The sequence below is a fragment of the Burkholderia anthina genome, assembly GCF_001547525.1.
Classification (GTDB): Bacteria; Pseudomonadota; Gammaproteobacteria; order Burkholderiales; family Burkholderiaceae; genus Burkholderia; species Burkholderia semiarida.
Genome location: NZ_LNJP01000003.1, coordinates 189,921 through 213,364, shown reverse-complemented (window position 1 = coordinate 213,364; position 23,444 = coordinate 189,921). Strand labels below are relative to the sequence as shown.

At 69.5% G+C, this 23,444-nt stretch carries 21 protein-coding genes and 1 pseudogene; 11 read left to right on the top strand and 11 right to left on the bottom strand.

Translation table 11 applies throughout. The annotated features are described in order from the left end of the window. The first annotated feature begins 272 nt into the window (after positions 1-272). Together WS64_RS21305 and WS64_RS21300 are read left to right on the top strand one after the other, a co-directional pair. The gene (locus WS64_RS21305; RefSeq protein WP_060967630.1) at positions 273-713 is read left to right on the top strand and encodes a hypothetical protein; all 441 of its coding nucleotides are present in this window, start codon (positions 273-275) and stop codon (positions 711-713) included. A gap of 33 nt (positions 714-746) precedes the next feature. Then, on the top strand, positions 747-1,616 hold the full coding sequence (locus tag WS64_RS21300) for an SH3 domain-containing protein (protein WP_060967629.1): 870 nt from the start codon (positions 747-749) through the stop codon (positions 1,614-1,616). A 121-nt stretch (positions 1,617-1,737) separates the two neighbouring features. Here the strand turns inward: WS64_RS21300 and ilvD are convergent, their stop codons facing one another. From ilvD to WS64_RS21275, 5 genes are all read right to left on the bottom strand, one after another. Beyond that, the gene (ilvD, locus tag WS64_RS21295) at positions 1,738-3,597 is read right to left on the bottom strand and encodes a dihydroxy-acid dehydratase (RefSeq protein ID WP_060967628.1); all 1,860 of its coding nucleotides are present in this window, start codon (positions 3,595-3,597) and stop codon (positions 1,738-1,740) included. 294 nt (positions 3,598-3,891) lie between these two features. Then, positions 3,892-4,914 (bottom strand): Ldh family oxidoreductase, encoded by a 1,023-nt coding sequence (locus WS64_RS21290; RefSeq protein WP_060967627.1) that lies wholly within the window; start codon positions 4,912-4,914, stop codon positions 3,892-3,894. Then, complete coding sequence (locus tag WS64_RS21285) at positions 4,907-6,499, bottom strand: aldehyde dehydrogenase (NADP(+)) (RefSeq protein WP_060967626.1); 1,593 nt, start codon at positions 6,497-6,499, stop codon at positions 4,907-4,909. The genes WS64_RS21290 and WS64_RS21285 overlap by 8 nt, the downstream gene beginning before the upstream one ends. Before the next feature lie 83 nt (positions 6,500-6,582). After that, positions 6,583-8,208: an APC family permease gene (locus WS64_RS21280; protein ID WP_060967625.1), complete on the bottom strand. Its 1,626-nt coding sequence runs from the start codon at positions 8,206-8,208 to the stop codon at positions 6,583-6,585. Between the two features lie 234 nt (positions 8,209-8,442). After that, complete coding sequence (locus WS64_RS21275; protein ID WP_059582316.1) at positions 8,443-9,363, bottom strand: dihydrodipicolinate synthase family protein; 921 nt, start codon at positions 9,361-9,363, stop codon at positions 8,443-8,445. 251 nt (positions 9,364-9,614) lie between these two features. Between WS64_RS21275 and WS64_RS21270 the strand changes: the two genes are divergently transcribed. The 8 genes and pseudogenes from WS64_RS21270 to WS64_RS21235 all read left to right on the top strand — a co-directional run. Next, entirely contained in the window at positions 9,615-10,547 is a 933-nt protein-coding gene (locus WS64_RS21270; RefSeq protein ID WP_060967624.1) for a 4-hydroxyproline epimerase, read from the top strand. Beyond that, entirely contained in the window at positions 10,544-11,671 is a 1,128-nt protein-coding gene (locus WS64_RS21265; RefSeq protein WP_060968532.1) for an NAD(P)/FAD-dependent oxidoreductase, read from the top strand. Before WS64_RS21270 ends, WS64_RS21265 begins: the two co-directional genes overlap by 4 nt. A 109-nt stretch (positions 11,672-11,780) precedes the next feature. Next, positions 11,781-12,014 carry a 2Fe-2S iron-sulfur cluster-binding protein gene (locus WS64_RS21260; protein ID WP_060968531.1) on the top strand — a complete coding sequence of 78 codons (234 nt, stop codon included), beginning with the start codon at positions 11,781-11,783 and terminating at the stop codon, positions 12,012-12,014. Then, entirely contained in the window at positions 12,011-13,288 is a 1,278-nt protein-coding gene (locus tag WS64_RS21255; protein WP_060967623.1) for an NAD(P)/FAD-dependent oxidoreductase, read from the top strand. Before WS64_RS21260 ends, WS64_RS21255 begins: the two co-directional genes overlap by 4 nt. Positions 13,289-13,682: 394 nt before the next feature. Continuing rightward, a complete protein-coding gene (locus tag WS64_RS21250) occupies positions 13,683-14,033 on the top strand; it encodes an ArsR/SmtB family transcription factor (RefSeq protein WP_060968530.1) in 351 nt (116 codons plus the stop codon). Beyond that, positions 14,023-14,457 (top strand): YeeE/YedE family protein, encoded by a 435-nt coding sequence (locus WS64_RS21245; RefSeq protein WP_060967622.1) that lies wholly within the window; start codon positions 14,023-14,025, stop codon positions 14,455-14,457. Before WS64_RS21250 ends, WS64_RS21245 begins: the two co-directional genes overlap by 11 nt. A gap of 1 nt (position 14,458) precedes the next feature. Further along, positions 14,459-14,881, top strand: coding sequence for a DUF6691 family protein (locus WS64_RS21240; protein WP_060311096.1), 423 nt, complete (start codon positions 14,459-14,461; stop codon positions 14,879-14,881). A gap of 19 nt (positions 14,882-14,900) precedes the next feature. Next, positions 14,901-15,185: pseudogene (locus WS64_RS21235) on the top strand (PLP-dependent aminotransferase family protein); the annotation flags it as partial. Positions 15,186-15,269: 84 nt separating this feature from the next. Here the strand turns inward: WS64_RS21235 and WS64_RS21230 are convergent. From WS64_RS21230 to WS64_RS21220, 3 genes are all read right to left on the bottom strand, one after another. Next, positions 15,270-15,548, bottom strand: a complete 279-nt coding sequence (locus tag WS64_RS21230) for a hypothetical protein (RefSeq protein ID WP_060967620.1) — start codon at positions 15,546-15,548, stop codon at positions 15,270-15,272. Positions 15,549-15,644: 96 nt separating this feature from the next. Beyond that, on the bottom strand, positions 15,645-17,021 hold the full coding sequence (locus tag WS64_RS21225) for a cytochrome-c peroxidase (RefSeq protein WP_060967619.1): 1,377 nt from the start codon (positions 17,019-17,021) through the stop codon (positions 15,645-15,647). Beyond that, the gene (locus WS64_RS21220; RefSeq protein WP_060967618.1) at positions 17,018-18,481 is read right to left on the bottom strand and encodes a metallophosphoesterase; all 1,464 of its coding nucleotides are present in this window, start codon (positions 18,479-18,481) and stop codon (positions 17,018-17,020) included. Before WS64_RS21220 ends, WS64_RS21225 begins: the two co-directional genes overlap by 4 nt. A 170-nt stretch (positions 18,482-18,651) precedes the next feature. Here WS64_RS21220 and WS64_RS21215 point away from each other — a divergent pair, with 170 nt between their 5' ends. Then, on the top strand, positions 18,652-19,500 hold the full coding sequence (locus WS64_RS21215) for a class I SAM-dependent methyltransferase (protein WP_060967617.1): 849 nt from the start codon (positions 18,652-18,654) through the stop codon (positions 19,498-19,500). A gap of 108 nt (positions 19,501-19,608) precedes the next feature. On the opposite strand, the gene WS64_RS21210 is transcribed toward WS64_RS21215, so the two are convergent. The 3 genes from WS64_RS21210 to WS64_RS21200 all read right to left on the bottom strand — a co-directional run bounded on the left by WS64_RS21210 (position 19,609) and on the right by WS64_RS21200 (position 23,436). After that, entirely contained in the window at positions 19,609-19,920 is a 312-nt protein-coding gene (locus WS64_RS21210; protein ID WP_060967616.1) for a hypothetical protein, read from the bottom strand. Then, entirely contained in the window at positions 19,917-21,938 is a 2,022-nt protein-coding gene (locus tag WS64_RS21205) for a BCCT family transporter (RefSeq protein ID WP_060967615.1), read from the bottom strand. Before WS64_RS21205 ends, WS64_RS21210 begins: the two co-directional genes overlap by 4 nt. A gap of 310 nt (positions 21,939-22,248) precedes the next feature. After that, entirely contained in the window at positions 22,249-23,436 is a 1,188-nt protein-coding gene (locus WS64_RS21200; protein WP_059639328.1) for a porin, read from the bottom strand. Positions 23,437-23,444 lie beyond the last annotated feature (8 nt).

Genomic DNA, 23,444 nt, shown 5'->3' with positions numbered 1-23,444 from the left:
TGTCTGGGCGGGCCGAAGCCCGCCGGTTTGCGGTTGCCGGTGGATCGCGGACGCCCGTCCGCGCCGGTCAGCCCGACATCGTTCAAGTTGAGGGCATTTGCGCCAACTTCAACGCCGGCGCTGCGGACGGGCCAGCACGCGGCGTGCCCGCGCGGCGCGCCGGAGCAGGAAACAAAAAGTAACCGATCATACGCGCGGAAATCCGCAGGGGACGTAAGCTAGAGTCACGCGCGCCGCCTGGCGGTGGCGCACGGATTCTGCCGGAGCACGAGATGAACCCGATTCCCGCCGCGAGGCCGGCCGTCGTCGCGCTGGCCGCACTGATGCTTGGCGGCTGCTACTACACGAGCCCGTACGGCTATGCACCTTATTACGCACCCGTGCCCGCCACGGTGACGCAGCGCGAGATTCCGGCCGCACCGGCCACGCCCGGTCCGGCCCAGTCGACCGTGCCGCAAGCGCAGGTCGACGCCGGCACGGCGGTGCCCGTGTATGTCGCCCCGGCCTACGTGCCGGCGCCGTATCCGTATTACTACCCGGCGTACTACTCAGGCTGGTACGGGCCGCCCGTGACGATCGGCTTCTGGGGCCGCTGGGGCGGCGGCGGATACTGGGGCGGGCGCGACGGGTACTGGCATCGTCCGTGGGGTGGCGGGCATTGGGGTGGCGGCCATGGGGGCGGGGGCCATTGGGGCGGCGGCCATCGGCACTGACGGGCGCGCGGCGGCGCGGCGCGGGAGAGCATCATGATGAACACGATTGTCCGAAGTCTGTGCGTCGTCCTGGCCGGCCTCGCGGCCGTGCCGGGCGTCGCCGATGCGCAGAGCAGCGCTTACACGAATTCGCCGGCCGAGCTGTTTGCGGGGCCGGCGCCCGATTACCCGGTGGTCGCGCAGATTCCGCCCGGCACCGCGCTGGACGTATTCGGCTGCCTGAGCGACTACACATGGTGCGACGTCGCGCTGCCGGGCGTGCGCGGCTGGATCGATGCGCAGTTGCTCGACTATCCGTACCAGGGCAACTATGTGCCGCTGCTCGAGTACGGCGCGATCATTGGTGTGCCGGTGACCGGATTCGCGATCGGCGCGTACTGGGACCGCTATTACCGGCACCGCCCGTGGTATCCCGACCGCGATCGCTGGGCGCGCCGTGCGGAGCCGCGGCTCGGCCCCGGCGGCATGCCGCCGGGGCAAGGGCGGCCGCGGCCGGGCGCACCGATGCAGGTCGCGCCGGCCGGCCCGCCGCCCGTGCATGACACGCGGCCATCGGCCACGCGCGGCGGCTGGAACGGCGCGAACCGCGTGCCGCCACCGGCTGCGCCTGCTCCTGCACCGACACCGATGCCGGGTGGAGGGGGTAATGCGCGTCCGGCCAGCCCGCCAGCGACGACCCCGATGCCGGGTTGGGCGGGTAATGCGCGTCCGGCCAGCCCGCCAGCGCCGACCCCGATGCCGGGTGGGGTGGGTAATGCACGTCCGGCCAGCCCGCCGCCGGCCGTGCCGCGCCCGTCATCGCCCACGCCGGGCGGCGAGGGCCACATGATGCCGCCGCCGGTGCGGCAGGGCGGCGGCGGTAATCGCGGCGCAGGCGGTGGCCCTGACGAATTCCGTCACTGAGGGCGCCGGTGCCGCGGCTTCTCCGGACACCGGACGAAAAAAAGCCGCTCCGAAGAGCGGCTTTCGGATCGGGCGAACGGGAAGCGGGCAAGCCGCTACCCGCCGCCTGTAGCGCGCCGTATCAGTCGTCGAGCAGGGACAGGTCGCGCACCGCACCCTTGTCGGCCGACATCACCAGCTTCGCGTATGCCTTCAGCGCCGCGGACACCTTGCGCGGACGCGGCTGGGCGGGCTTCCAGCCCTTCGCGTTCTGCTCCTCGCGGCGACGCGCCAGTTCCTCGTCCGACACCAGCACGTCGATCGTGCGGTTCGGAATGTCGATGCGGATGCGGTCGCCGTCGCGCACGAGGCCGATCGCGCCGCCCGCTGCCGCTTCCGGCGAGCAGTGGCCGATCGACAGGCCCGACGTACCGCCCGAGAAACGGCCGTCCGTCAGCAGCGCGCATGCCTTGCCGAGGCCCTTCGACTTGATGTAGCTGGTCGGGTAGAGCATTTCCTGCATGCCCGGGCCGCCCTTCGGGCCTTCGTAGCGCACGATCACGACGTCGCCGGCCTTGACCTTGTCGTTCAGGATGTTCTCGACCGCTTCGTCCTGCGATTCGGTCACGTGAGCGGAGCCTTCGAACACGAGGATGCTCTCGTCGACGCCGGCCGTCTTCACCACGCAGCCGTCGAGCGCGATGTTGCCGGTTAGCACGGCGAGGCCGCCTTCCTTCGAGAACGCATGCTCGTACGAGCGGATGCAGCCTTCGGCGCGGTCGAGGTCGAGGCTCGGCCAGCGCGTGTTTTGGCTGAACGCGACCTGCGTCGGAATGCCGGCCGGGCCGGCCAGGTAGAACGTGCGGACCGCTTCGTCCTGCGTGCGCACGATGTCCCACTGGTCGAGCGCGTCCTTCAGCGTCGGCGCGTGGACGGTCGGCACGTCGGTGTGCAGCTTGCCGGCGCGCTCGAGCTCGCCGAGGATCGCCATGATGCCGCCTGCGCGGTGCACGTCCTCGATGTGGTACTTGTTCGTGTTCGGCGCGACCTTGCACAGCTGCGGCACGGTGCGCGACAGGCGGTCGATGTCCTTCATCGTGAAGTCGATGCCGGCTTCCTGCGCGATCGCGAGCAGGTGCAGGATCGTGTTGGTCGAGCCGCCCATCGCGATGTCGAGCGTCATCGCGTTCTCGAACGCCTTGAAGCCGACCGAGCGCGGCAGCACGCGTTCTTCGTCCTGCTCGTAGTGCTGGCGCGTCAGTTCGACGATGCGGCGGCCGGCGCGCTTGAACAGCTGTTCGCGATCGGCGTGCGTGGCGACGACCGTGCCGTTGCCGGGCAGCGACAGGCCGAGCGCTTCGGTCAGGCAGTTCATCGAGTTCGCGGTGAACATGCCCGAGCACGAGCCGCAGGTCGGGCACGCCGAGCGTTCGACTTCGGCGACGTCGGCATCCGAATACGACTGGTCGGCCGCGATCACCATCGCGTCGACGAGGTCGAGCTTCTTCAGTTCGATGGCTTTGGTGACCGGGTTCGCGAGGCGCGTCTTGCCGGCTTCCATCGGCCCGCCGGACACGAAGATCACCGGAATGTTCAGGCGCATCGCGGCCATCAGCATCCCCGGCGTGATCTTGTCGCAGTTCGAGATGCACACCATCGCGTCCGCGCAGTGCGCGTTCACCATGTATTCGACCGAGTCGGCGATGATGTCGCGGCTCGGCAGCGAGTACAGCATGCCGTCGTGGCCCATCGCGATGCCGTCGTCGACCGCGATCGTGTTGAATTCCTTCGCGACGCCGCCCGCGGCTTCGATCTCGCGCGCGACGAGCTGGCCGAGATCCTTCAGGTGCACGTGCCCGGGCACGAACTGGGTGAACGAGTTGACGACCGCGATGATCGGTTTCGAGAAATCGTCGTCTTTCATGCCGGTGGCACGCCACAGCGAGCGCGCACCTGCCATGTTGCGGCCGGCGGTGGAGGTTTTGGAACGGTAAGTGGGCATGGTGAAAGCTGAAGAAATATCGCGGGAAAAGGGTGGAGGCTCGGGAATAAAGGCCTCTCTCGCGCCCGTGCGAACAACCTCTTGAGCTGCGCCCTGGGCAAACTTCGCGATTATCCCACAGCCGCCGGGCCCGTGGCGCCGGCGGGAGCGGGCGAGCGGCGCGCCGGACAGCGGCCATGCTCACCCGGCGCGCCGGCACGCAGCCCGACGCGGGTCATTGCCGGCGCAACCGGCGCGCGGCTTCACCGCCCGTTCTGCCGATGGTGAAGCCGCGCCGTGCGGCTCGATCGCGCGTCAATCGAGCAGCGTCAGGATCTCGTCGTACAGCGCCTTCGGAATTCGCACGCCGTTCGCGATGCTGCGCGCGCGGGCGTCGAAGCGCCGTTGCGACGGCAGTCGCGCGCCTTGCGCGACGATCGATTCGAACATCCGTTCGCCGCGCGCGAGCCCCGCGTCGAGATCGTCGCCGAGAAACACCTTCGGGTCGAACGCGATCACGAGCTCGCCGTGGCAAGGCGTCGCGCCGACGCCTTCGTCGAAATCCATCGATTCCCGGCTCGTCATGTCGCCGATCAGCGCGCCGCCGAGCAGTTCGACCATCGCCGCGAGCGCCGAGCCCTTGTGCCCGCCGAACGTGCGCATCGCGCCCTGCAGCGCGGCTTTCGGGTCGGTGGTCGGCTGGCCGTCGGCGTCGATCGCCCAGTGCGGCGGAATCGTCTTGCCCTGTTTCGCGTGCAGCTCGATGTCGCCGCGCGCGATCGCGCTCGTCGCGAAATCGAACACGAACGGCTCGCCGCCCGGGCGCGGCCACGCGAACGCGATCGGGTTGGTGCCGAACACCGGTTCGCGGCCGCCTTCCGGCGCGACCCAGCTATGGCTGGGATTCATCGCGATGCCGACCAGCCCTTCGGCGGCGATCGCCTCGACCTCGGGCCACAGCGCGGAGAAGTGGTAGCAATGGTTGATCGCCATCGCGGCGATCCCGTGCTGCTCCGCCATCTCGACGAGGACGGGCAGCCCGGTCTCGAAGCTCAGCAGCGAGAAGCCGCGATGCGCGTCGACCGCGACGATCGACGACGACAGCCGGCGCAGCGTCGGCACGGCTTGCGGATCGACCTTGCCTTTCTTCAGCGAGCGCACGCAGACGAGCAGCCGGTACACGCCGTGCGAATGGCACTCGTCGCGCTGGCCCTGCGTGATCACGTTGGCGATGGCGTGCGCATGCGCGTCGGACATCCCGTTGTGCGTCAGCACGCGCAGCGCGAGTGCGCGCACTTCATCGAGCGACAGGACGACTTCGGTTGCGCGCTCAGACATGGTTCACCTCGCGCGGGGCAGGCACGCCATCGATGCGTTGCGGCACGTGCAGCGGATTGCCGCTGCGAATCGCGTCCGGCAGCAACGCGTCCGGCACGTCCTGGTACGACACGGGGCGCAGGAAGCGCTCGATCGCGCGTGCGCCGACGGACGTCGTGCGCGTGTCGGACGTCGCCGGGAACGGGCCGCCGTGCACCATTGCGTGGCCGACCTCGACGCCCGTGCCGAAACCGTTGACGAGAATGCGGCCGGCCTTGCGTTCGAGCGTCGGGCGCAGCGCGGCGAACAACGCGCCGTCGCCGTCGGCGAGATGCGCGGCGATCGTCAACTGACCTTCGAGCGACTTCAGCACGCGATGGAGCGTGTCGTCATCCGGGCAGCGCACGATCAGCGATGCGGGGCCGAACACTTCGTCGCGCAATTCGGGGTGCGCGACGAACGCATCGGCCGACGTCGCGAACAGCGTCGCGCGCGCCTGGTGACGGCCGCCTTCCGCACCTTCGGCCAGCAGCTCGACCGCATCGTGATCGCGCAGCGCCGCGACGCCTTGCGCGTAGCTCGCGTGGATGGCCGGTGTCAGCATCGTCTGCGCGGCGACGGCACGCACGGCATCGGCCGCCGCTGCTTCGAATGCGCGCAGCGCGGGGCCGTCCACCGCGAGGACGAGGCCTGGATTCGTGCAGAACTGGCCGGCGCCGAGCGTGAGCGACGCGACGAACTGCGCTGCGATGGTGTCGTGACGGGCGTCGAGCGCGGCGGGACACAGCAGCACGGGATTGATCGAGCTCATTTCCGCATAGACGGGAATCGGCTCGGCTCGCGCGGCCGCGATATGCATCAGCGCGACGCCGCCGCGGCGCGAGCCGGTGAAGCCGACCGCCTTGATGCGCGGATCGGCGACGAGCGCCTGACCGATCTCGCGCGATGCGTCGAACAGCAGTGAGAACACGCCGGCCGGCATCCCGCATTCGCGCACGGCCTGCTGGATCGCGCGGCCGACGAGTTCCGACGTGCCCGGATGCGCGGAATGCGCCTTGACGATCACCGGGCAGCCGGCCGCGAGCGCCGACGCCGTGTCGCCGCCGGCCACCGAGAACGCGAGCGGGAAGTTCGACGCACCGAACACGGCGACGGGCCCGAGCGCGACGTTGCGCAGGCGCAGGTCGACGCGCGGCAGCGGCTTGCGCTCGGGACGCGCCGGATCGATCCGCGCGTCGAGAAAGCCGCCGTCCCGGACGAGCGACGCGAACAGCGCGAGCTGCCCGACCGTGCGGCCGCGTTCGCCTTCGATGCGTGCGCGCGGCAGCCCCGTTTCGACGACGCAGCGCTCGATCAGGTCGTCGCCGAGCGCCATGATGTGGCGGCCGATCGCGTCGAGGAACGCGGCGCGCGCGTCGGGCGACGTTTCGCGATAGGTGTCGAACGCGTCGTCGGCGAGCGCGCACGCCGTTTCGAGGTCGTGCAGGCTCGCGCCGCCGAACGCCGGTTCGAGCGGTTCGCCGGTGGCGGCGGCGAGCGCGTGGAGGGTGCCGTTCTGTCCGGTGACGGTCGACGGGCCGATCAGGAGCTGACCTGTGAGTTGCATGGTTTTCCTCGGAAAAGGCAGGGCCGGGCGTACTGCGCCCGGCCGTTGGAAGGGGAAAAGGGCTGAAAAAGGGCGCGGGCGCGTCAGTCCTCGTCGTCGTCGAGTTGCAGCTTGTCGGCGCGCACGCCGGTGTTTGCGCCCCAGTAGTAGATGACGAGTGCGACGGCCGCGACGACGACCGTGTCGTACGGATGCGCGAGCCGGCCCGTGCCGCCGAAGCCGCCGAGATACGACAGCACGATCATCGCTGCATAGAACGCGATCAGCCACGCGGACGAACGCACCTGTTCGGCGAGGCTCAGCTGCGCGGTCGGCACCCAGCGGCGGCACGCGAGATAGATGACGAACATCACGATCTGCAGCCCGAGCAGCCACGACACGGTGCTCCAGCCCGACCAGTAGACGATCAGCGCGGCGATCACGAACGACGCGGGGCCGGTGACGCCGAACGCGCTGGCGCGGAACGGCCGCGGCAGGTCGGGCGCGGTGCGGCGCAGCGCGGCGACCGACACGGGCGCGACCGCATAGCTCAACACCAGCGCGGCCGACACGATGTTGATCAGCGCTTCCCACGACGGAAACGGCAGCGTCCAGAAGATCGCGAGGCCGAACGTGAGCCACAGGCCCGCGCGCGGGATGCCCGACGCTTCGTCGACGCGCGTGAACACCTTGAAGAACGTGCCCGTTTTCGCCCAGCCGTAGACTACGCGCGGCGTCGCGTTCATGTAGATGTTGCCGCAGCCGCTCGGCGAGATCATCGCGTCGGCGACGACCATCACCGCGAGCCAGCCGACGCCGAGTGCAAGGGCGATGTCGCGGTACGGCAGCGAGAACGCCTTGCTCACGTCGTGCCAGCCGGCGGCGAGCATGGCCGTCGGGATGCTGCCGATGAACGCGAGCTGCAGCAGCACGTAGATCAGCGTCGACAGCAGGATCGACAGGATCAGCGCGATCGGGATCGTGCGCTGCGGATTGCGCACCTCGCTCGCGACCGAGACGATCGGCGTGAGCCCGAGATACGCGAAGATGATGCCGCCCGCGGACACGGCCATCTCGATGCCCGGCATGCCGAACGGCGCGAAGCCGTGCACGGTCAGGTTCGCGGGCTTGAAGAACGTGAACAGCACGCCGATCACCGCAAGCGGCACGATGAACTTGAAGACGCTGATAATGTTGTTCGCCTTCGCGAACGTCTTCACGCTCGAATAGTTCAGGTAAAAGAAGAAGCAGAGCAGCGCGGCCTGCACGAGCCAGCCGAGGGTGGTCGGGTCGCTCGATCCTTCGATCGTCAGGCCCGGAAACCACGCGGCCGCGTACTGGCGCGCGGCGACCACTTCGATCGCGATCAGGCTCGAGAACGCGATCAGCGTGATGAAGCCCATCAGGTAGCCGAGCAGCGGGCCGTGCGAGAACACCGGGTAGCGCACCACGCCGCCCGCGCGCGGCAGCGCGGCGCCGAGTTCGCAGTAGACGATGCCGAGCAGCAGCACCGCGAAGCCGCCGAGCAGCCACGAGAAGATACCGGCCGGGCCCGCGATCGTCGATACGTGACTCGCGGCGAACAGCCACCCCGAACCGAAAATGGCGCCGAGACCGATGAACGTGAGATCGGTCAGCGACAGCTGTTTCTTGAACTTGCCGTGACCCGCGTCGGGGTGCGCGGAACGGGAAAGCGGGACGGACGGGTGTGCGTTGCCTTGGCCTGGCATGGGCTTGTCTCCTGGAGGGAATATCGGCACAGGCTCGATGTGCGCCGCGCTCCGACGGAGCAGTGGCGCTCGCCTGCAGGCCGGCGTCGCCCGGTTCGAACGACCGGGGCGGGCCGCGGCCCGTTCACGCGCGGCGCGACGCCGGGGTTGGCGTGAACGGCCCGCAGGCCATGCCGGACCGGGGACGGCGGCGCGTAGCGGGGCAAGCCCGCGCGCCGCCGCCGGGGGCGTCGATCAGAGACCGACGTCGGGCAGCACCGGGCGCGTTTCCAGCGCCTTCGCGACGATCGCCTTCACTTCCGCGAGCGTGTCGCCTTGCAGCGCGAGGCGCGGCGGACGCGTGATCGCGCTGCCGCGGCCGACCAGTTCTTCGCACAGCTTGATGCACTGCACGAGGTCCGGGCGTGCGTCGAGGTGCAGCAGCGGCATGAACCAGCGATACAGCGCGAGCGCTTCGTCGAAGCGCTTCTGCTTCGCGAGGCGGAACAGCGTCTCGCCTTCCTTCGGAAATGCGTTCGACATGCCCGACACCCAGCCTTCGGCGCCGACCGCGATGCTCTCGACCACGACGTCGTCGAGGCCCGCGAACAGCACGAAGCGATCGCCGACCGCGTTGCGCAGGTCGATGAAGCGGCGCGTATCGCCCGACGAATCCTTGAAGCAGACGATGTTCTCGCAATCCTGCAGCGCGATCAGCACGTCGGGCGTCACGTCGTTCTTGTAGATCGGCGGGTTGTTGTAGACCATCACCGGCAGGTCGGTGCTCGTCGCAACCGCGCGAAAGTGCGCGGCGGTTTCGTGCGGTTTTGCCGAGTAGACGAGCGCGGGCATCACCATCACGCCGTCGACGCCGACGCGCTGCGCTTCGCGCACCGTGTTGCGCGCGAATTCGGTCGTGAATTCGGCGATGCCGGCGATCACGGGAACCTTGCCGCCGGCCGCGTCGCGTGCGGCTTCGATCACCTGGAGCTTCTCGCTCGTCGACAGCGACGTGTTTTCGCCGACCGTGCCGCAGACCACGAGGCCCGACACCCCGTCGTTCACCAGGTTCTTGACCACGCGGTGCGTGGCGTCGATGTCGAGGGAAAAGTCCGGCTTGAACTGGGTGCTGACGGCCGGGAAAACCCCGGTCCACTGAATGGCATTTCGGCTCACTGAAATCTCCTACGTGTTCGTATCGGTCGGCCGACAGGTGTCGGTGTGGCAACCAGTATCGCCGTGCAAACGCCCATCACGCTTGAGTCGTATCGCGGAGCAAAATGACGAAATCGGCACAGCGGCCGGCAGGGGCGCCGGGGGCGCGTTGCACTATGCCGATTTCGTCGTCGTCCTCATCGAAAAGCCACAAGCGGACGGACGCGCGACGGAGGAAGCTATGCTCCTTTCCCCACTTCGGACGGCTCATGATGAAGCGCATCCAGATCATCGATTCGCACACGGGCGGCGAACCCACTCGGCTCGTCGTGTCCGGCTTTCCGTCGCTCGGCAACGGCACGATGGCCGAGCGTCGCGACGTGCTCGCCCGCGAGTACGATCGCTACCGCACCGCGTGCATCCTGGAGCCGCGCGGCAGCGACGTGCTGGTCGGCGCGCTGCTGTGCGAGCCCGTCTCGCCCGACGCGGCGGCCGGCGTGATCTTCTTCAACAATAGCGGCTACCTGGGCATGTGCGGGCACGGCACGATCGGCGTCGTGCGCACGCTGCATCACATGGGCCGCATCGCGCCGGGTGTGCACCGGATCGAGACGCCGGTCGGCACCGTCGAGGCGACGCTGCACGACGACCTGTCGGTCAGCGTGCGCAACGTGCCCGCGTACCGCCACGCGCAGGCCGTCGAAGTCGACGTGCCGGGATACGGCCCGGTGAAGGGCGACATCGCGTGGGGCGGCAACTGGTTCTTCCTGATCAGCGACCACGGGCAGCACATCGCCGGCGACAACGTCGCGGCGCTTACCGCGTATGCGTCGGCCGTGCGCGCAGGGCTGGAACGCGCGGGCATCACCGGCGCCAACGGCGGCGAGATCGACCACATCGAGCTGTTCGCCGACGATCCCGCGCACGACAGCCGCAGCTTCGTGCTGTGCCCGGGGCTCGCTTACGACCGTTCGCCGTGCGGCACCGGCACCAGCGCGAAACTCGCGTGCCTCGCGGCCGACGGCAAGCTCGCGCCGGGCGCGGTGTGGCGGCAGGCGAGCGTGATCGGCAGCGTGTTCCACGCGAGCTACGAGCTGGCCGACGGCGGCATCGTGCCGACGATTCGCGGCAGCGCGCATCTGAGCGCGGAAGCGACGCTGCTGATCGAGGAAGACGATCCGTTCGGGTGGGGCATCGGGTCGTGAGCGAAACGAAGACCGACGTCGTCGTGATCGGCGCCGGCATCGTCGGCGCGGCGTGCGCGCACGAACTCGCGCGGCGCGGGCTGCGCGTGCTCGTCGTCGACGACGCGAGCGGCGGCGCGACCGGCGCAGGCATGGGGCACCTCGTCGCGATGGACGACAACGCGGCCGAGCTCGCGCTGAGCCATTACTCGATCGAACTCTGGCGCGCGTTGAGCGGCGAGATGCCCGACGGCTGCGCATACCGCAATTGCGGCACGCTGTGGCTCGCGGCCGATGCGCACGAGATGGATCTGGCGCGCGCGAAACAGGCGACGCTCGCCGCGCACGGTGTGGCCGGCGAGCTGATCGATGCGGCAGCGCTCGCACGACTGGAGCCGATGCTGCGCGCGGGCCTCGGCGGCGCGCTGAAGATTCCCGGCGACGCGATCCTGTACGCGCCCGTCACCGCGAACTGGCTGCTGCAGCGCGCGCCGCGCATCACGTTGCGTCGCGACCGGGCCGTCGCGGTCGATGGCCCGAGCGTGATGCTCGCGAGCGGCGACGTGCTGCGCGCGGAGCGTGTGGTAGTCGCGAATGGCGTGGCGGCGCGCACACTGCTGCCCGAACTGCCGCTGCGCCCGAAAAAGGGCCATCTGCTGATTACCGACCGCTATCCGGGCCACGTGTCGCACCAGCTCGTCGAGCTCGGCTATGCGGCGAGCGCGCACGCGAGCGACGGCACGTCGGTCGCGTTCAACGTGCAGCCGCGGCCAACCGGTCAGTTGCTGATCGGCTCGTCGCGCCAGTTCGACACCGAGGATTCGCAGGTCGAGCCGCCCGTGCTCGCGCGCATGCTGCGCCGCGCGGTCGGTTACCTGCCGGATCTGGCCGACCTGAACGGCATCCGCGCATGGACCGGCTTCCGTTCCGCGAGCCCCGACGGCCTGCCGCTGCTCGGCGAGCATCCGGCGCGCCCGGGCGTGTGGCTCGCGGTCGGGCACGAAGGGCTCGGCGTCACGACCGCGCCGGGCAGTGCGCGGCTCGTCGCCGCGCTGATGGCCGGCGAGCGGCCGCCCATCGATATCGAACCGTATTTGCCGGGACGCTTCTTGAGCGCGTCCCGCGTAGCCGGAGCGCTGACATGAAACGACCCCCACGCTCACTTCGTCCGCTGTCGACCGGAGTTGGCGCTTCGGCGCTGGCGTCGGTCCCATGCAAGGCACCCCCCACGGGGGCGGCCCGGCGGAGGCTGACATGATCATTCATCTGGACGGCCGCGCGCTGACGGTAGCTGATGGCACGACCGTCGCGGCCGCCGTCGCGGCGAGCGGCGACGACACGACGCGCGTGTCGTGCACGGGCGCGGCGCGTGCGCCGTTTTGCGGGATGGGTATCTGCCAGGAGTGCCGGATGACGATCGACGGCCGGCGCCGGCTCGCGTGCCAGACGCTGTGCCGCGACGGCATGCAGGTGGAGCGCACGCGATGAAACAGGAACGACAGGAACGATTGAGCGTCGACGTCGCGATCGTCGGCGCGGGCCCGGCCGGGCTGTCAGCCGCGCGGGCCGCCGCACGAAGCGGCGCGACGGTTGCGATCGTCGACGACAACCCGCGCGCGGGCGGGCAGATCTGGCGGCAGCCGGCAGCAGTCGCACCGACGCCGGCCGCGGCCGCACGCCTCGCCGTGCTGCGCCAGCCGAACGTCACGCATCTCGCGGCGACGCGCATCGTCGCCGAAACGCAGCCGGGCACGCTGCTGCTCGAAGACGACGAACGCGGGCGGCTGCTCGATTTCCGGACGCTGATTCTCTGCTGCGGCGCGCGCGAGCTGCTGCTGCCGTTTCCGGGCTGGACGCTGCCGGGCGTGACCGGCGCGGGCGGCTTGCAGGCACTGATCAAGTACGGGCTCGACGTGCGCGGGCAGCGCATGGTGATCGCAGGCAGCGGGCCGCTGCTGCTGGCGAGCGCGGCGACGGCCCGGCAGGCCGGCGCGCGCGTATCGCACGTGCTCGAACAGGCCGCTTGGCGCGACGTGGCCGGCTTCGGTACGGGGCTGTGGCGCTGGCCGTCGAAGCTCGCGCAGGCCGCGAAGCTCGTCACGACCGCGTATCGGCCCGCTGCGTACGTCGTCGAGGCATTCGGCGACGAGCGGCTCGAACGCGTACGGATCCGGCACGGCGATCGCGAATTCGACGTCGACTGCGACCGGCTCGCATGCGGCTTCGGCCTCGTGCCGAATACCGTGCTGCCGCGGCATCTCGGCTGCCGGATCGAGAACGACGCGGTGGCCGTCGACGCGCACCAGCGCACGAGCCGCGACGGGTATTTCGCGGCGGGCGAGTGCACGGGCGTCGGCGGCAGCGAGTTGGCGATGGTCGAAGGCGAGATCGCGGGCTACGCGGCGACGGGGCAAACGGCACTGTTGGCCGCGCTCGTCGCGCGGCGCGCGCACTGGCAGGCTTTCGCGGATGCCGTGCGTGAGCGCTTCGCGATCCGCGAACCGATCCGCCGGCTCGCGCGGCCCGACACGCTGCTGTGTCGCTGCGAAGACGTGCGGTTCGACGCGGTCGCGCGGGAACCGGGCTGGACGGCCGCCAAGCTGCAGTCGCGTTGCGGGATGGGCGCGTGCCAGGGGCGCGTGTGCGGCGCGGCCGCGCAGGCGCTGTTCGGCTGGACGCCGCCCCTGCCTCGCACGCCGCTCGTGCCCGCGCGGGTCGGCACGCTGATGCTCGACGGCACGGGGGCCTGCGACAGCGCATGATGCGTGACGCTGGCGGACTGTGATGAAGCGGCCCCGGTTTGCGCCGGGCCGTGCCGCTCCTTCCATCTTTACTCCACCTTCACTTTTCCTGGCCGCCGGCCTCGGCCCGCCACGAGCGCACAGGCGATCGAGCGTCGTGGGCATGGGCACGGGTGGCGGCTCCTTCTGTCGCGGTGCCAGTTCATCGACACAGTGCCCGGGCCATCGAGCTCCATCCGCATGATGCGATCGCAGTTCAACTGCATGAAGCGCCGCGCGGCGGGGCCCGCGTGAGAGTAGGCAAGGAGGTGTGATTTAGGGTGCTCAACCGAATTGCCGATCCGGCACGCAGCGGGACAAACAACAATATATAAAATAATATAATATCGATTCTTTAATCATGTCCTATCCGCCGATGAACGACGATTTCCCGGCCGGGCTACCCGGCCCCGACCAGATGCGCGCCGCCGCCGAATCGGCCTGTGCGCTCCTGAAGGTGATGTCGAATCCCGACCGTCTGCTGCTGCTGTGCGAACTGTCGCAGGGCGAGCGCTGCGTGAGCGATCTCGAGGCGCGCCTGGACATCCATCAACCGACGCTATCGCAGCAGCTCGGCGTATTGCGGGACAACGCGCTGGTTCGTACGCGCCGCGAAGGCAAGGCGATTCACTATTCGCTCGACAGTGCGGCCGCGATCGCGGTGATGGGCGTGCTGTACGAACAGTTTTGCGGGGCGACCGTGAAGGAGGCGCGCGATGCAGATTGATGCGCTTCATTTCACGCCGTGGCTATCGCTCATCGGCGGCGTGCTGATCGGGTGCGCAGCCGTGTGGCTGGTCGCGTTCAACGCCCGGATCGCCGGTATCAGCGGGATCGTCGGCGGTCTGCTGACGGCGGGCCGTGCAGAGCGCGGCTGGCGCGCGGCGTTCGTCGCCGGGATGATCGTTGCACCCGTCGTCATGCGTTTCGCCGGGAGCAACTCGATGCCGCAGGTCGACGCCAGCTGGCTTGACGTGATGGCGGCCGGGCTGCTGGTCGGGATCGGCACACGATACGCGGGCGGTTGCACAAGCGGCCATGGTGTATGCGGAATTTCGCGCGGGGCGCTGCGCTCGGCGGTCGCGACGGCGACCTTCATGGTCGCCGGCTTCGCGACCGTGTTCGTGCGGCTGCACGTTGCGGGGAGATGACATGCAGGCAGGATTCGCATTTCTGGCAGGGCTGCTGTTCGGCGTCGGCCTCATCGTGTCGGGTATGGCCGATCCGCGGAAGGTGCTCGGTTTTCTCGATCTGGCGGGCCGCTGGGATCCGTCGCTTGCGTTCGTGATGGCCGGCGCGATCGGCGTTGCGGTGTTCGGGTTCGCGTGGGCGAAGCGCCGTACACGGTCGTGGCTCGGCCTGCCGATGCAGTTGCCGGCGCAGCGGGCGATTACCGTGCGCCTCGTCGCGGGAAGCGCGGTATTCGGCATCGGTTGGGGGATTGCCGGGTTTTGTCCCGGGCCTGCGATCGTGTCGATCGGCTTCGGGGTGGCCAAGGGAATCGGGTTCGTCGTCGCGATGCTGGCCGGAATGGCGTTGTTCGAATGGATCGAGCGACGGCGGAATGGGCCGTGAGGCTGGTGCGGCGGCTGCGCTGGAAGCGGGCGCCCGTCACGTCGTGCGTTCGTCCATCGCCGCAATGAGCCAGCCGCCCGGCGGGATGCTGTGGATCGCGTTGGCGGAAGACGTGCGCTCCGATGTGTTGTTCGACGCCGCGCTCGCGCATGGAGTCAAGATCGCGCCCGGTTCGATCTTCTCGAATGCGGGCCGTTTCGACGGCTATATCCGGCCCGGCTGCGCGCGCGTATTCGATGCGGCGCACGAGGCGGCGTTCGACACACTCGGCCGCCTCGTACGGGAAGCCATGGCGGCCGGGTAAGCGCGACGGCGCCGGCCGGTCGGACTTCCGCATACGCGAGTGCGCCGGCCGGGCGCGGTACCGAAGCGGCAAGCCTCCGCCATTTCATCGGCCGACCGCGTGCGTGGCGAGGTGCTGGCGAATCAGCGACAGGTAACGATCGCCGACCGAGAAATCGCGTGCCGCGCGCGGCAGGGCGGCGGCCGGCCGCAGCGTGGCCGGCACGCTCATGCCCAGATACCGGCACACGGCCGACGGAAAGGGCTTGCGCGTATGCCCGAGCTGACGCGCCGCGCGTTCGACGCGGGCATCGCCGACCTGGGCACGAAGCCACGCCAGCACTTGGCGATCGGTGTCGTTGACGATACGGACCAGATGTTCCATCGCGCACCTCACTGTTCATAAATACAGTACTGTAAATATAACCAGTGTTTGCGGGAACCGCAAGCGGCGGCGCGTCGGCTGGCCGTTTGGCCAGGGTCAGCGCACCGGCGCGGCGGTGCGCGTGAGCCGGGCAGCGGCCGCTGCCGGTGCGGCGATGCCCGCATAGCGCGCATCGGTCAGCGTGCCGAGAAATGCGACGATGTCGTCGATTTCCGCGTCGGTCAGCGCGGGCGGCGTACCGGGCCGGCGGTTCATCGGCGTCGAGTTGACGTTGATGTTGCCGCGATAGGCGGCCGGCACGTCGTCGAACGTTCGGGCGCCGTGATACCAGAAGCCCGGATCGGTCGAGCGCGTGTTGTAGAACGCGACCGCGTCGCGCAGCGTCGTGAACACGCCGTTGTGCATGAACGTCTGCTTGACCGCGACGTTGCGCAGCCCCGGCGTGCGCAGGTAGCCGCACCACTGCGTCGGTTCGGGCCAGCGCAGCCGCCGCGCGGTGTCGCACAGCCCGTTGTCGAAGTGGCGCGGATCGCGGTTCGCCGGCAGCGCACGGTTGCGCGGCACCGCGATCGCGTCGTAGCCGAAATCGGTGAACAGCGAGCGCTCCGGGCGGCTCGACGTGTCCGACAGCGTATGGCAGGTCATGCAATTGCCCTTGTCCGGATTGCGGAACAGCGCGAGCCCGCGCATCTCGGCCGGCGCGAGCGGCTTGCGCGTGCGCAGGAACGCATCGAAGCGCGACGTGAACGGCGCCATCTCGTCGCTCTGCAGATAGGCTTCGACGGCCGAACCGAGCGCGCGCACCAGGCGCTCGGGGTCGCGCCGCACCGGCGCGCCGAAGCGCGCGGCGAGATCGGTCGCGAGTTCGGTCGCATTCACCTTGCGCAGCAGCGCGGCCGGCGACCGGTTGTTCATCTCGTTCGGATCGAACAGCGGCCCGCGGATCTGTTCGGCGAGCGTATCCGCGCGGCCGTCGCTGAACAGGCCGCCGAACGGCGACGGCGCGGGCGCATCGTCGTCCTGATAGAAGTGGCGGCGCGGCACGTAGCGCACGTACAGCAGCGACGGCGCATTGCGCTGGCTGAAGCGCCCGGGCCGGCTGCCTTCCGGCACGCCGGGCCCGGCAAGCGACGCGGCCGACAGCGTCGGCGCGAACGCGCGGCCCGGATCGTGGCAGCCCGCGCAGGACATGCCGCGCGGCTCGGACAGCCGTGCGTCGAAGAAGATCCGGCGGCCGAGCGCGACGAGCGTCGGGTCGGGCGCGAAGCGCGCGGTGGCCGCATCGATCTTGCCCGTCACCTGCGGCGTGCCGTTGCCGATCGTGTCGACGACGCGCGACGGCGGCGCGCCGGGCAGCAGGACCGTTTCGGCCGGCGCGGCGTGGGTCGCGAGCGTCAGGCCGGCGAGCAGGGTGGCGGCAAGCGTGTGCAGACCACGTACGCCCGGCCCGTCACGTCGAACTTCGTCACTCACGGCGCGATGAACCCCGTCTTGTCGCAGGCGAGCGTCCTGCCCGACTGATTGCACGACGCCAGGAGCTTGCCGGCCGCCGAATACGCATGGAACACCCAGCCCGTCGCCGGGGCGGCGTTGCGCTCCATGATCAGGAAACCGAAGCTGTTGTTGTGCGACAGCCGCTCGATCACGGCGCCCGGCGCGGGTGTCAGGCCGGCCGGGAACGGGTCGGGCAGCGCGACGTCGAGGTTGTCGCCGCCGTTGCCGGACACGATCGTCGCCGGGTGCCCCGACGAGAAGTTGATCGCCTGGAAATCGTGCACGTGGCCGTGCAGCGCGACGTGCACGCCCGGCGGGTAGTACGCCTGCGCGTTGAGGCTCGACATCACCGACTGCAGCGCGAGGTTGCCCGGCGCGGGTGTGCTGCCGGCGATCGGCGCGAATGCGAGAATCGGATGATGGTTCGTGAAGATCGTCGTCGTCATGCCGGGCTTCGACGCGAGCGATGCGACCGTCTGGAACTGCTTCTGGTAGATGCCGAACTGCGCGTCGGTGGTCTTGAGCGGCGTGCGGCCGACCTTCGCGGTGTCGAACACGATCACCTGCGAGCCGTCGCCGAGCGAAACCGCATAGGGCTCCGAATAGTTCGCGTTGTTGTCGTTGGCCGGATCGTCGCACGAGCGTGCGGCGGAGTACGGGCGCGGGTCGAGGAAGCGGAACCACCCCTGGCCCGCCCGCGCGCATTCCTCGTGGTTGCCGCGCACGACCACCCACGGCGCCTTCGCGAGCAGCGGCGCGGCCGGGCGGAACAGGTCGGCCTGCCACGTATCCCAGCCGTAGCCCCACGGGCTGTCCTTGCAGCCGGCGATGTCCGGCGGGCATGCGTTCTCGCGGTAGTGGTAATCGCCGACGTGCAGCACGAGATCGGGCGACAGCTTCGCGACGCTGGCCGCGATCGAGCCGAGCGGCCAGACCGCGGCGTCGTTGCACGCCTGCCATGCGTTGTCGGCCTTCTTCATCCGGCAGCCCGTGTCGGCGATGATCGCGATGCGCCGCGGCTGCGCTTTCGGCAGCGGCAGCGTGCGGCCCGCGACGCTCGCCGCCTGCGCGCCGGCGGGCAGCGTGGCCTCGCAGACGGACACCGGGAAGCTCGACGGTTTCGAATCGGCCGGGTCGCTGGCGGTCGGCCGCTGAGCGACGGTCGCCGCGCCTGCGCGCAGCGCCATGCGCGACAGCTTGCCGTCGACGGTCAGTTGCGGGCATATCGGATCGCCGGCCGACGCGGGCGTGTAGTCGGTGATGACGCGCGCGATCGCCTGGTTCGCATCGCCGATCTCGACCCATGCGGCCTGGACGTTGGCCGACGCGCTGGCCGGATCGTCCGGCGTATCGATGTGATTCAAGCACGCGGACAGCGCGGCGAGGGCAACAAGCGGGGCGCAGCGCACGAGCAGCGCGCGCGAGAGGATTCGTCGCATGGGAAGGGGAAGCGCCGTAGGAAAGCCGTCAACGATACGCAGCGCGAATGTAAGAAATGTGAAAAGCGCGGCGCGACAGCGCGCATGAACGGGGCAATCGGCCTTGACTTCAAGCCGGCTTGAAGCAGTATCGTCCGGTTCGTCATCAACGAATCGGAAGGGAATCGACGATGGAAGCCAACCGGCCCAACGAAGCGCAATCCGCGCTATGGAACGGTCCGTCGGGGCGCGCATGGGTCGATGCGCAGGCGCTGATGGACCGGATGTTCGAGCCGTTCGAAACGCTGCTGGCGGATGCCGCGGCAGCGTCGTCCGCAATGCACGTGCTCGATGTCGGCTGCGGCACGGGCGCGGTCACGCTCGCGATCGCGCGGCGGCTCGGCGCGGGCGCGCAGTGCACGGGCATCGACATTTCGGCGCCGATGATCGACGCTGCCCGCGCGCGTGCAGAACGCAGCGGCGTGCGCGCCCGGTTCGTGTGCGCGGACGGGCAGACGCATGCGTTCGAGCCTGCCAGCGTCGACCTGTTCGTGTCGCGCCTCGGCGTGATGTTCTTCGACGACCCGGTGCAGGCGTTCGCGAACCTGCGGCATGCGGCGCGGCCCGGCGCGCGGATGCGGTTCGTCGCGTGGCGCGGCGCGGCCGACAACCCGTTCATGACGACGGCCGAGCGGGCGGCCGCGCCGCTGTTGCCGAACCTGCCCGCGCGCCAGCCCGGCGCGCCGGGGCAGTTCGCGTTCGGCGACCGGCAGCGGATCGCGTCGGTGCTGTCGGACAGCGGCTGGGCCGACGTCGCGATCGAGCCGGTCGACCGCGCGTGTGTGCTGCCGGCGTCCGCGCTGGACGACTACATCGCCCGGCTGGGCCCCGTCGGCCTCGCATTGCTGAAGGCGGACGAAGCAACGCGGCAGCGCGTGATCGACACGACGCGCGCGGCGTTCGAGCCGTACGTGCATGGCGCCGAGGTGCGGTTCGATGCGGCGTGCTGGCTGGTGACGGCGCGCGCGCCGTCTGCCTGATGTGTAGCGTGAAAGCCGCGGAAGCGGATCAGGGAAGCCCTGGCCGCCCGTCCGCACCGGGATGATGCGCACTCGCGTGACGAAGCAGGGCCGCGCGACGTGCGTGCGTCAGCGTTTACGCGCGCGCAGCATCAACCACGCGCAACCGCCGGCCGCCAGCACGAGACCGAGCAGGACGGCCTCCACGCCGAGCGCGAAACCGGGCGGCATTTCGCCGCTGTTCGGCACCGGCGCCAGGTTGCCGGCCATTGCGACGGCGCCGCCGGCGAGCAGCGCCGCGCAGACGATCCAGTAGATCTTGCCGCGCGGCGGCGCCGCGCGGATTCGCCACAGCGCGATGGCGCCGCCGCCGAGGTACAGCACGGCGAGCGTGGCGAGCGCGATGACGTCGGCCGCGCGGCTGTGCAGCAGCCCGCTCATTCGGCCTCCGTCGCGTGCCCCGGCGCGCGGCTCAGCAGATGCGTGCGCGTGTCTGCCGCGAGCGACACGTAGCGTTCGTACTGGCGCAGCACGTCGGCGATCACTTCGTCGCCGCGCAGGTATTCGACGTCGTAGCCGAGCCGGCCATCCTCGAAGAACGTGACGATGCCATACACGTGCGCACGCGACGCGTCGGGCTCGGCCGCCTCGCGCACCAGGAACGCGGCCGCGGATTTCGCGGTGACGCGCACGCCGTACACGAAATCGCGATGGTCGGCGGTCGGCACGGTGAGCCGCACCGCATCGTCGCTGTCGCGCTGCACGTGCGCATCGACGCCGCTCGCGCGCAACTCGTCGGCGACCCTGCGCAGCGCGGGCTCGACCGTTTCCGCGACGAACTGGCGCGCCTCGGCCTCGGTCGTCTGACGCAGGATGTGCGTCAGGCGATGGCGCCAGTGCTGGCCGGTCCAGAAGCTCGTCGCGGGTGCGACGTCCTGCGAATAGTGCGCGCGGTCGGCCGCGAGCCCGCGCCACAGCCCATAGCAGAGCGCGAGCATGATGAGGGCGACCGGCAGCGCGGCAATCAGCGTCATCGCCTGCAATGCGCCGAGCCCGCCCGCGACGAGCAGCACCGCGGCCGTCACGCCGAGCAACGCGGCCCAGAACAGCCGCTGCCAGACCGGCGAATGCGCGCTGCCGCGCGTCGCGATCTGGTCGATCACGAACGCGCCCGAATCCGCGGACGTGACGAAGAACACCGCGATCAGCACGATCGCGACGATCGACAGCAGTTGCGGCAACGGCAGGAAATCGAAGAAGCGGAACAGCAGCGCATCGACGCTGGTCGCCGTCTGCGCGAGCGCGCCGGCCGCGCCGTGCGTATCGAGCCAGATCGCGCTGTTGCCGAACACCGTCATCCACACGAGGTTGAACGCCGTCGGCACGAGCAGCACGCCGATCACGAACTGGCGGATCGTGCGGCCCCGCGAGATTCGCGCAATGAACATGCCGACGAACGGCGACCACGACACCCACCACGCCCAGTAGAGGATCGTCCAGCCGCCGAACCAGCCTTCCTCGCGCGGCGGCGCGTACGCATAGGTGCGGAACGACAGGTCGACGAGGCTCGACAGGTACTGGCCGATATTGTCGGCGAGCGCGCGCAGCAGGAATGCCGTCGGGCCGGCGATGGCCACGAACGCGAGCAGCAGGAACGCGAGCAGCAGGTTCAGCTCGGACAGCCGGCGCACGCCCTTGTCGAGGCCGGTCGCGGCCGAAACGCCCGCGAGGATCACGACGAGCGCGACGAGCCCGATGCGAAACAGGTTGCCGCCCGTATCCCAGCCGGCGACCGTATGCAGGCCCGCGCTCAGCTGCATCACGCCGTAGCCGAGCGTCGTCGCGATGCCGGCGACCGTGCCGACCAGCGCGAACGCATCGACCGTGTGGCCGATCCAGCCGTCGATGCGCTCGCGCAGCACCGGATACAGCCCCGAGCGCAGCGTCAGCGGCAGGTTGTAGCGGAAGCCGAAGTACGCAAGCACGAGCCCCATCAGCCCGTAGACGGCCCACGCATGGAAGCCCCAGTGGAAGAAGGTCATCAGCATCGCCTCGCGCGCGGCATCGGGCGTGCCGGGGGCGACCGTCGGCGGCTTCAGGAAATGCTGCATCGGCTCGCCGACGCCGAAGTACATCAGGCCGATGCCCATGCCGGCCGCGAACAGCATCGCCGTCCACGACACGAAGCTGAATTCGGGTTCGGCATCGTCGGGGCCGAGCCGGATCTTGCCGAAGTCGCTGGCGGCGATCAGCACGAGAAACACGAGGAAGCCGGTGACGGCGAGCACGTAGAACCAGTCGAAACGTGCGATGACCCATTGCTGGCCGGCGAGGAACAGCGCGCCGGCTTCGCTCGGGTGCAGCGCGCACACGACGAGCAGCGCGCCGATCACGGCGAGCGCGGGCAGGACGACCTGCGGCTTGAATGTCGTGCGAGGCGAGGGACGGAGATCCGGCATGGCGGGTATCCAGTTGTGGGCGCAACGACGCGCAACGCCGCCCGGCGCGCACGTCGCGCGTCGGACCCTGATACGGCATGCGTCGAGTGTACCGCGGTGTCAGGACTGCAAGAACGGGTATGCAGAGGGAATCGAACCTGACGAATTGTAAGGTATCGGGGCGATCGGGAAAACCGGCGCGCTGCGCCGGGCGGGCTGGTGGCGGGACGGGGAAACGTCGTGGAGAACGTCTATGAGGCGCCCGGACGGCGCATGCAGGGTGCGCATCGTCCGGGGCGTGGAGAGCGTGCCGAAGGGCCGCCCGGCGGGTTCAGAACGTGACGGCGATCCCCGCCATGCCGACGAACTGGCCGCGCGTCGTCGACGGCGTGAGCTGCTGCGAATCGCCGACGATCGGCGCCGCGTCGACGATGTGCCCGGCGCCTTGTGCGCCGAGCGTCTGCCCGCTCGAATGCGTGTACGCCTGCAGCGCGTAGAGCGTCGTGCGTTTCGACAGGCTGTACGACTCCTTCAGCGAATACTGTTGATAGCGGGCCGCGCTCGCGACGCCGTTCGCCTTCGATGCGAGCGTGTACGCGAATGCGCCGGCCACCGAGAACGTCGGCGTGAAGCGGTACGCGGCGAGCGCGCCGTAGGTGTTGAACACGGCCGTGTCGGTGAAGGCCGAGCCGTTGCCGGGCAGGTACTTCACGTTCGAATAGTTGAGCCCCATCGTCAGGTCGCCGAGCGTGTAGTTGCCGGCCGCCGCGACTTGTTCGACGGCCTTCGCGGTCAGATAACCCTGGTTCAGCACGGATACCGCGAAGCTGCCCGACGCTGCGGTGGCCGGATTCTGGAAGCCTGCGGACGAACCCGAGCTGTTGATCCGCAGGTAGCCGGCCGCGATCCCGATCGGCCCGTTCGCGTAGCGCAGCGCGGCGCTGAACGTGTTGCCCTTGCCGGTCGCGCCGGCGATGCCGCCGAATGCGTACATCGCGCTCGCGGTGAGTCCGGCGAAGGTCGGCGACGTATAGGTGACCGAGTTGTTCACGCGGATCGTCGTGTCGAGGCCGTCGATGTCGCCCGGATGCGCGCCGGTGGCGCCGGTCAGCCAACTGCTCGACGCGTACGGGCCGACGAACAGGAAGTACGGCGTGTACTGACGGCCGGCCGTGACCGTGCCGTAGCGAACGTTGCGCAGGCCGACGAAGGCCTGGCGGTTGAAGATCGTGCCTGCGGCGGCCTGTGCGCCCGTATTCAGGTTGAAGCCGGCCTGCAGGTCGAAGATCGCGTGCGTGCCGCCGCCGAGATCCTCGTCGCCGCGCAGCCCGAACTTCGACGCATACAGGTTGCCGTCGCGCATATAGACGTTCGAGTGTCCCTGCTGGTTGTTCACGTACGCGATCGAATCGTCGACCACGCCGTACAGCGTCACGCTGCTCTGCGCATGGGCGGCGGTCGTGCCGAGCGACGCGGCCGATAAAATGAGGATTGCATAACGGTTCACGGGTGCTGTCATTGTCGATC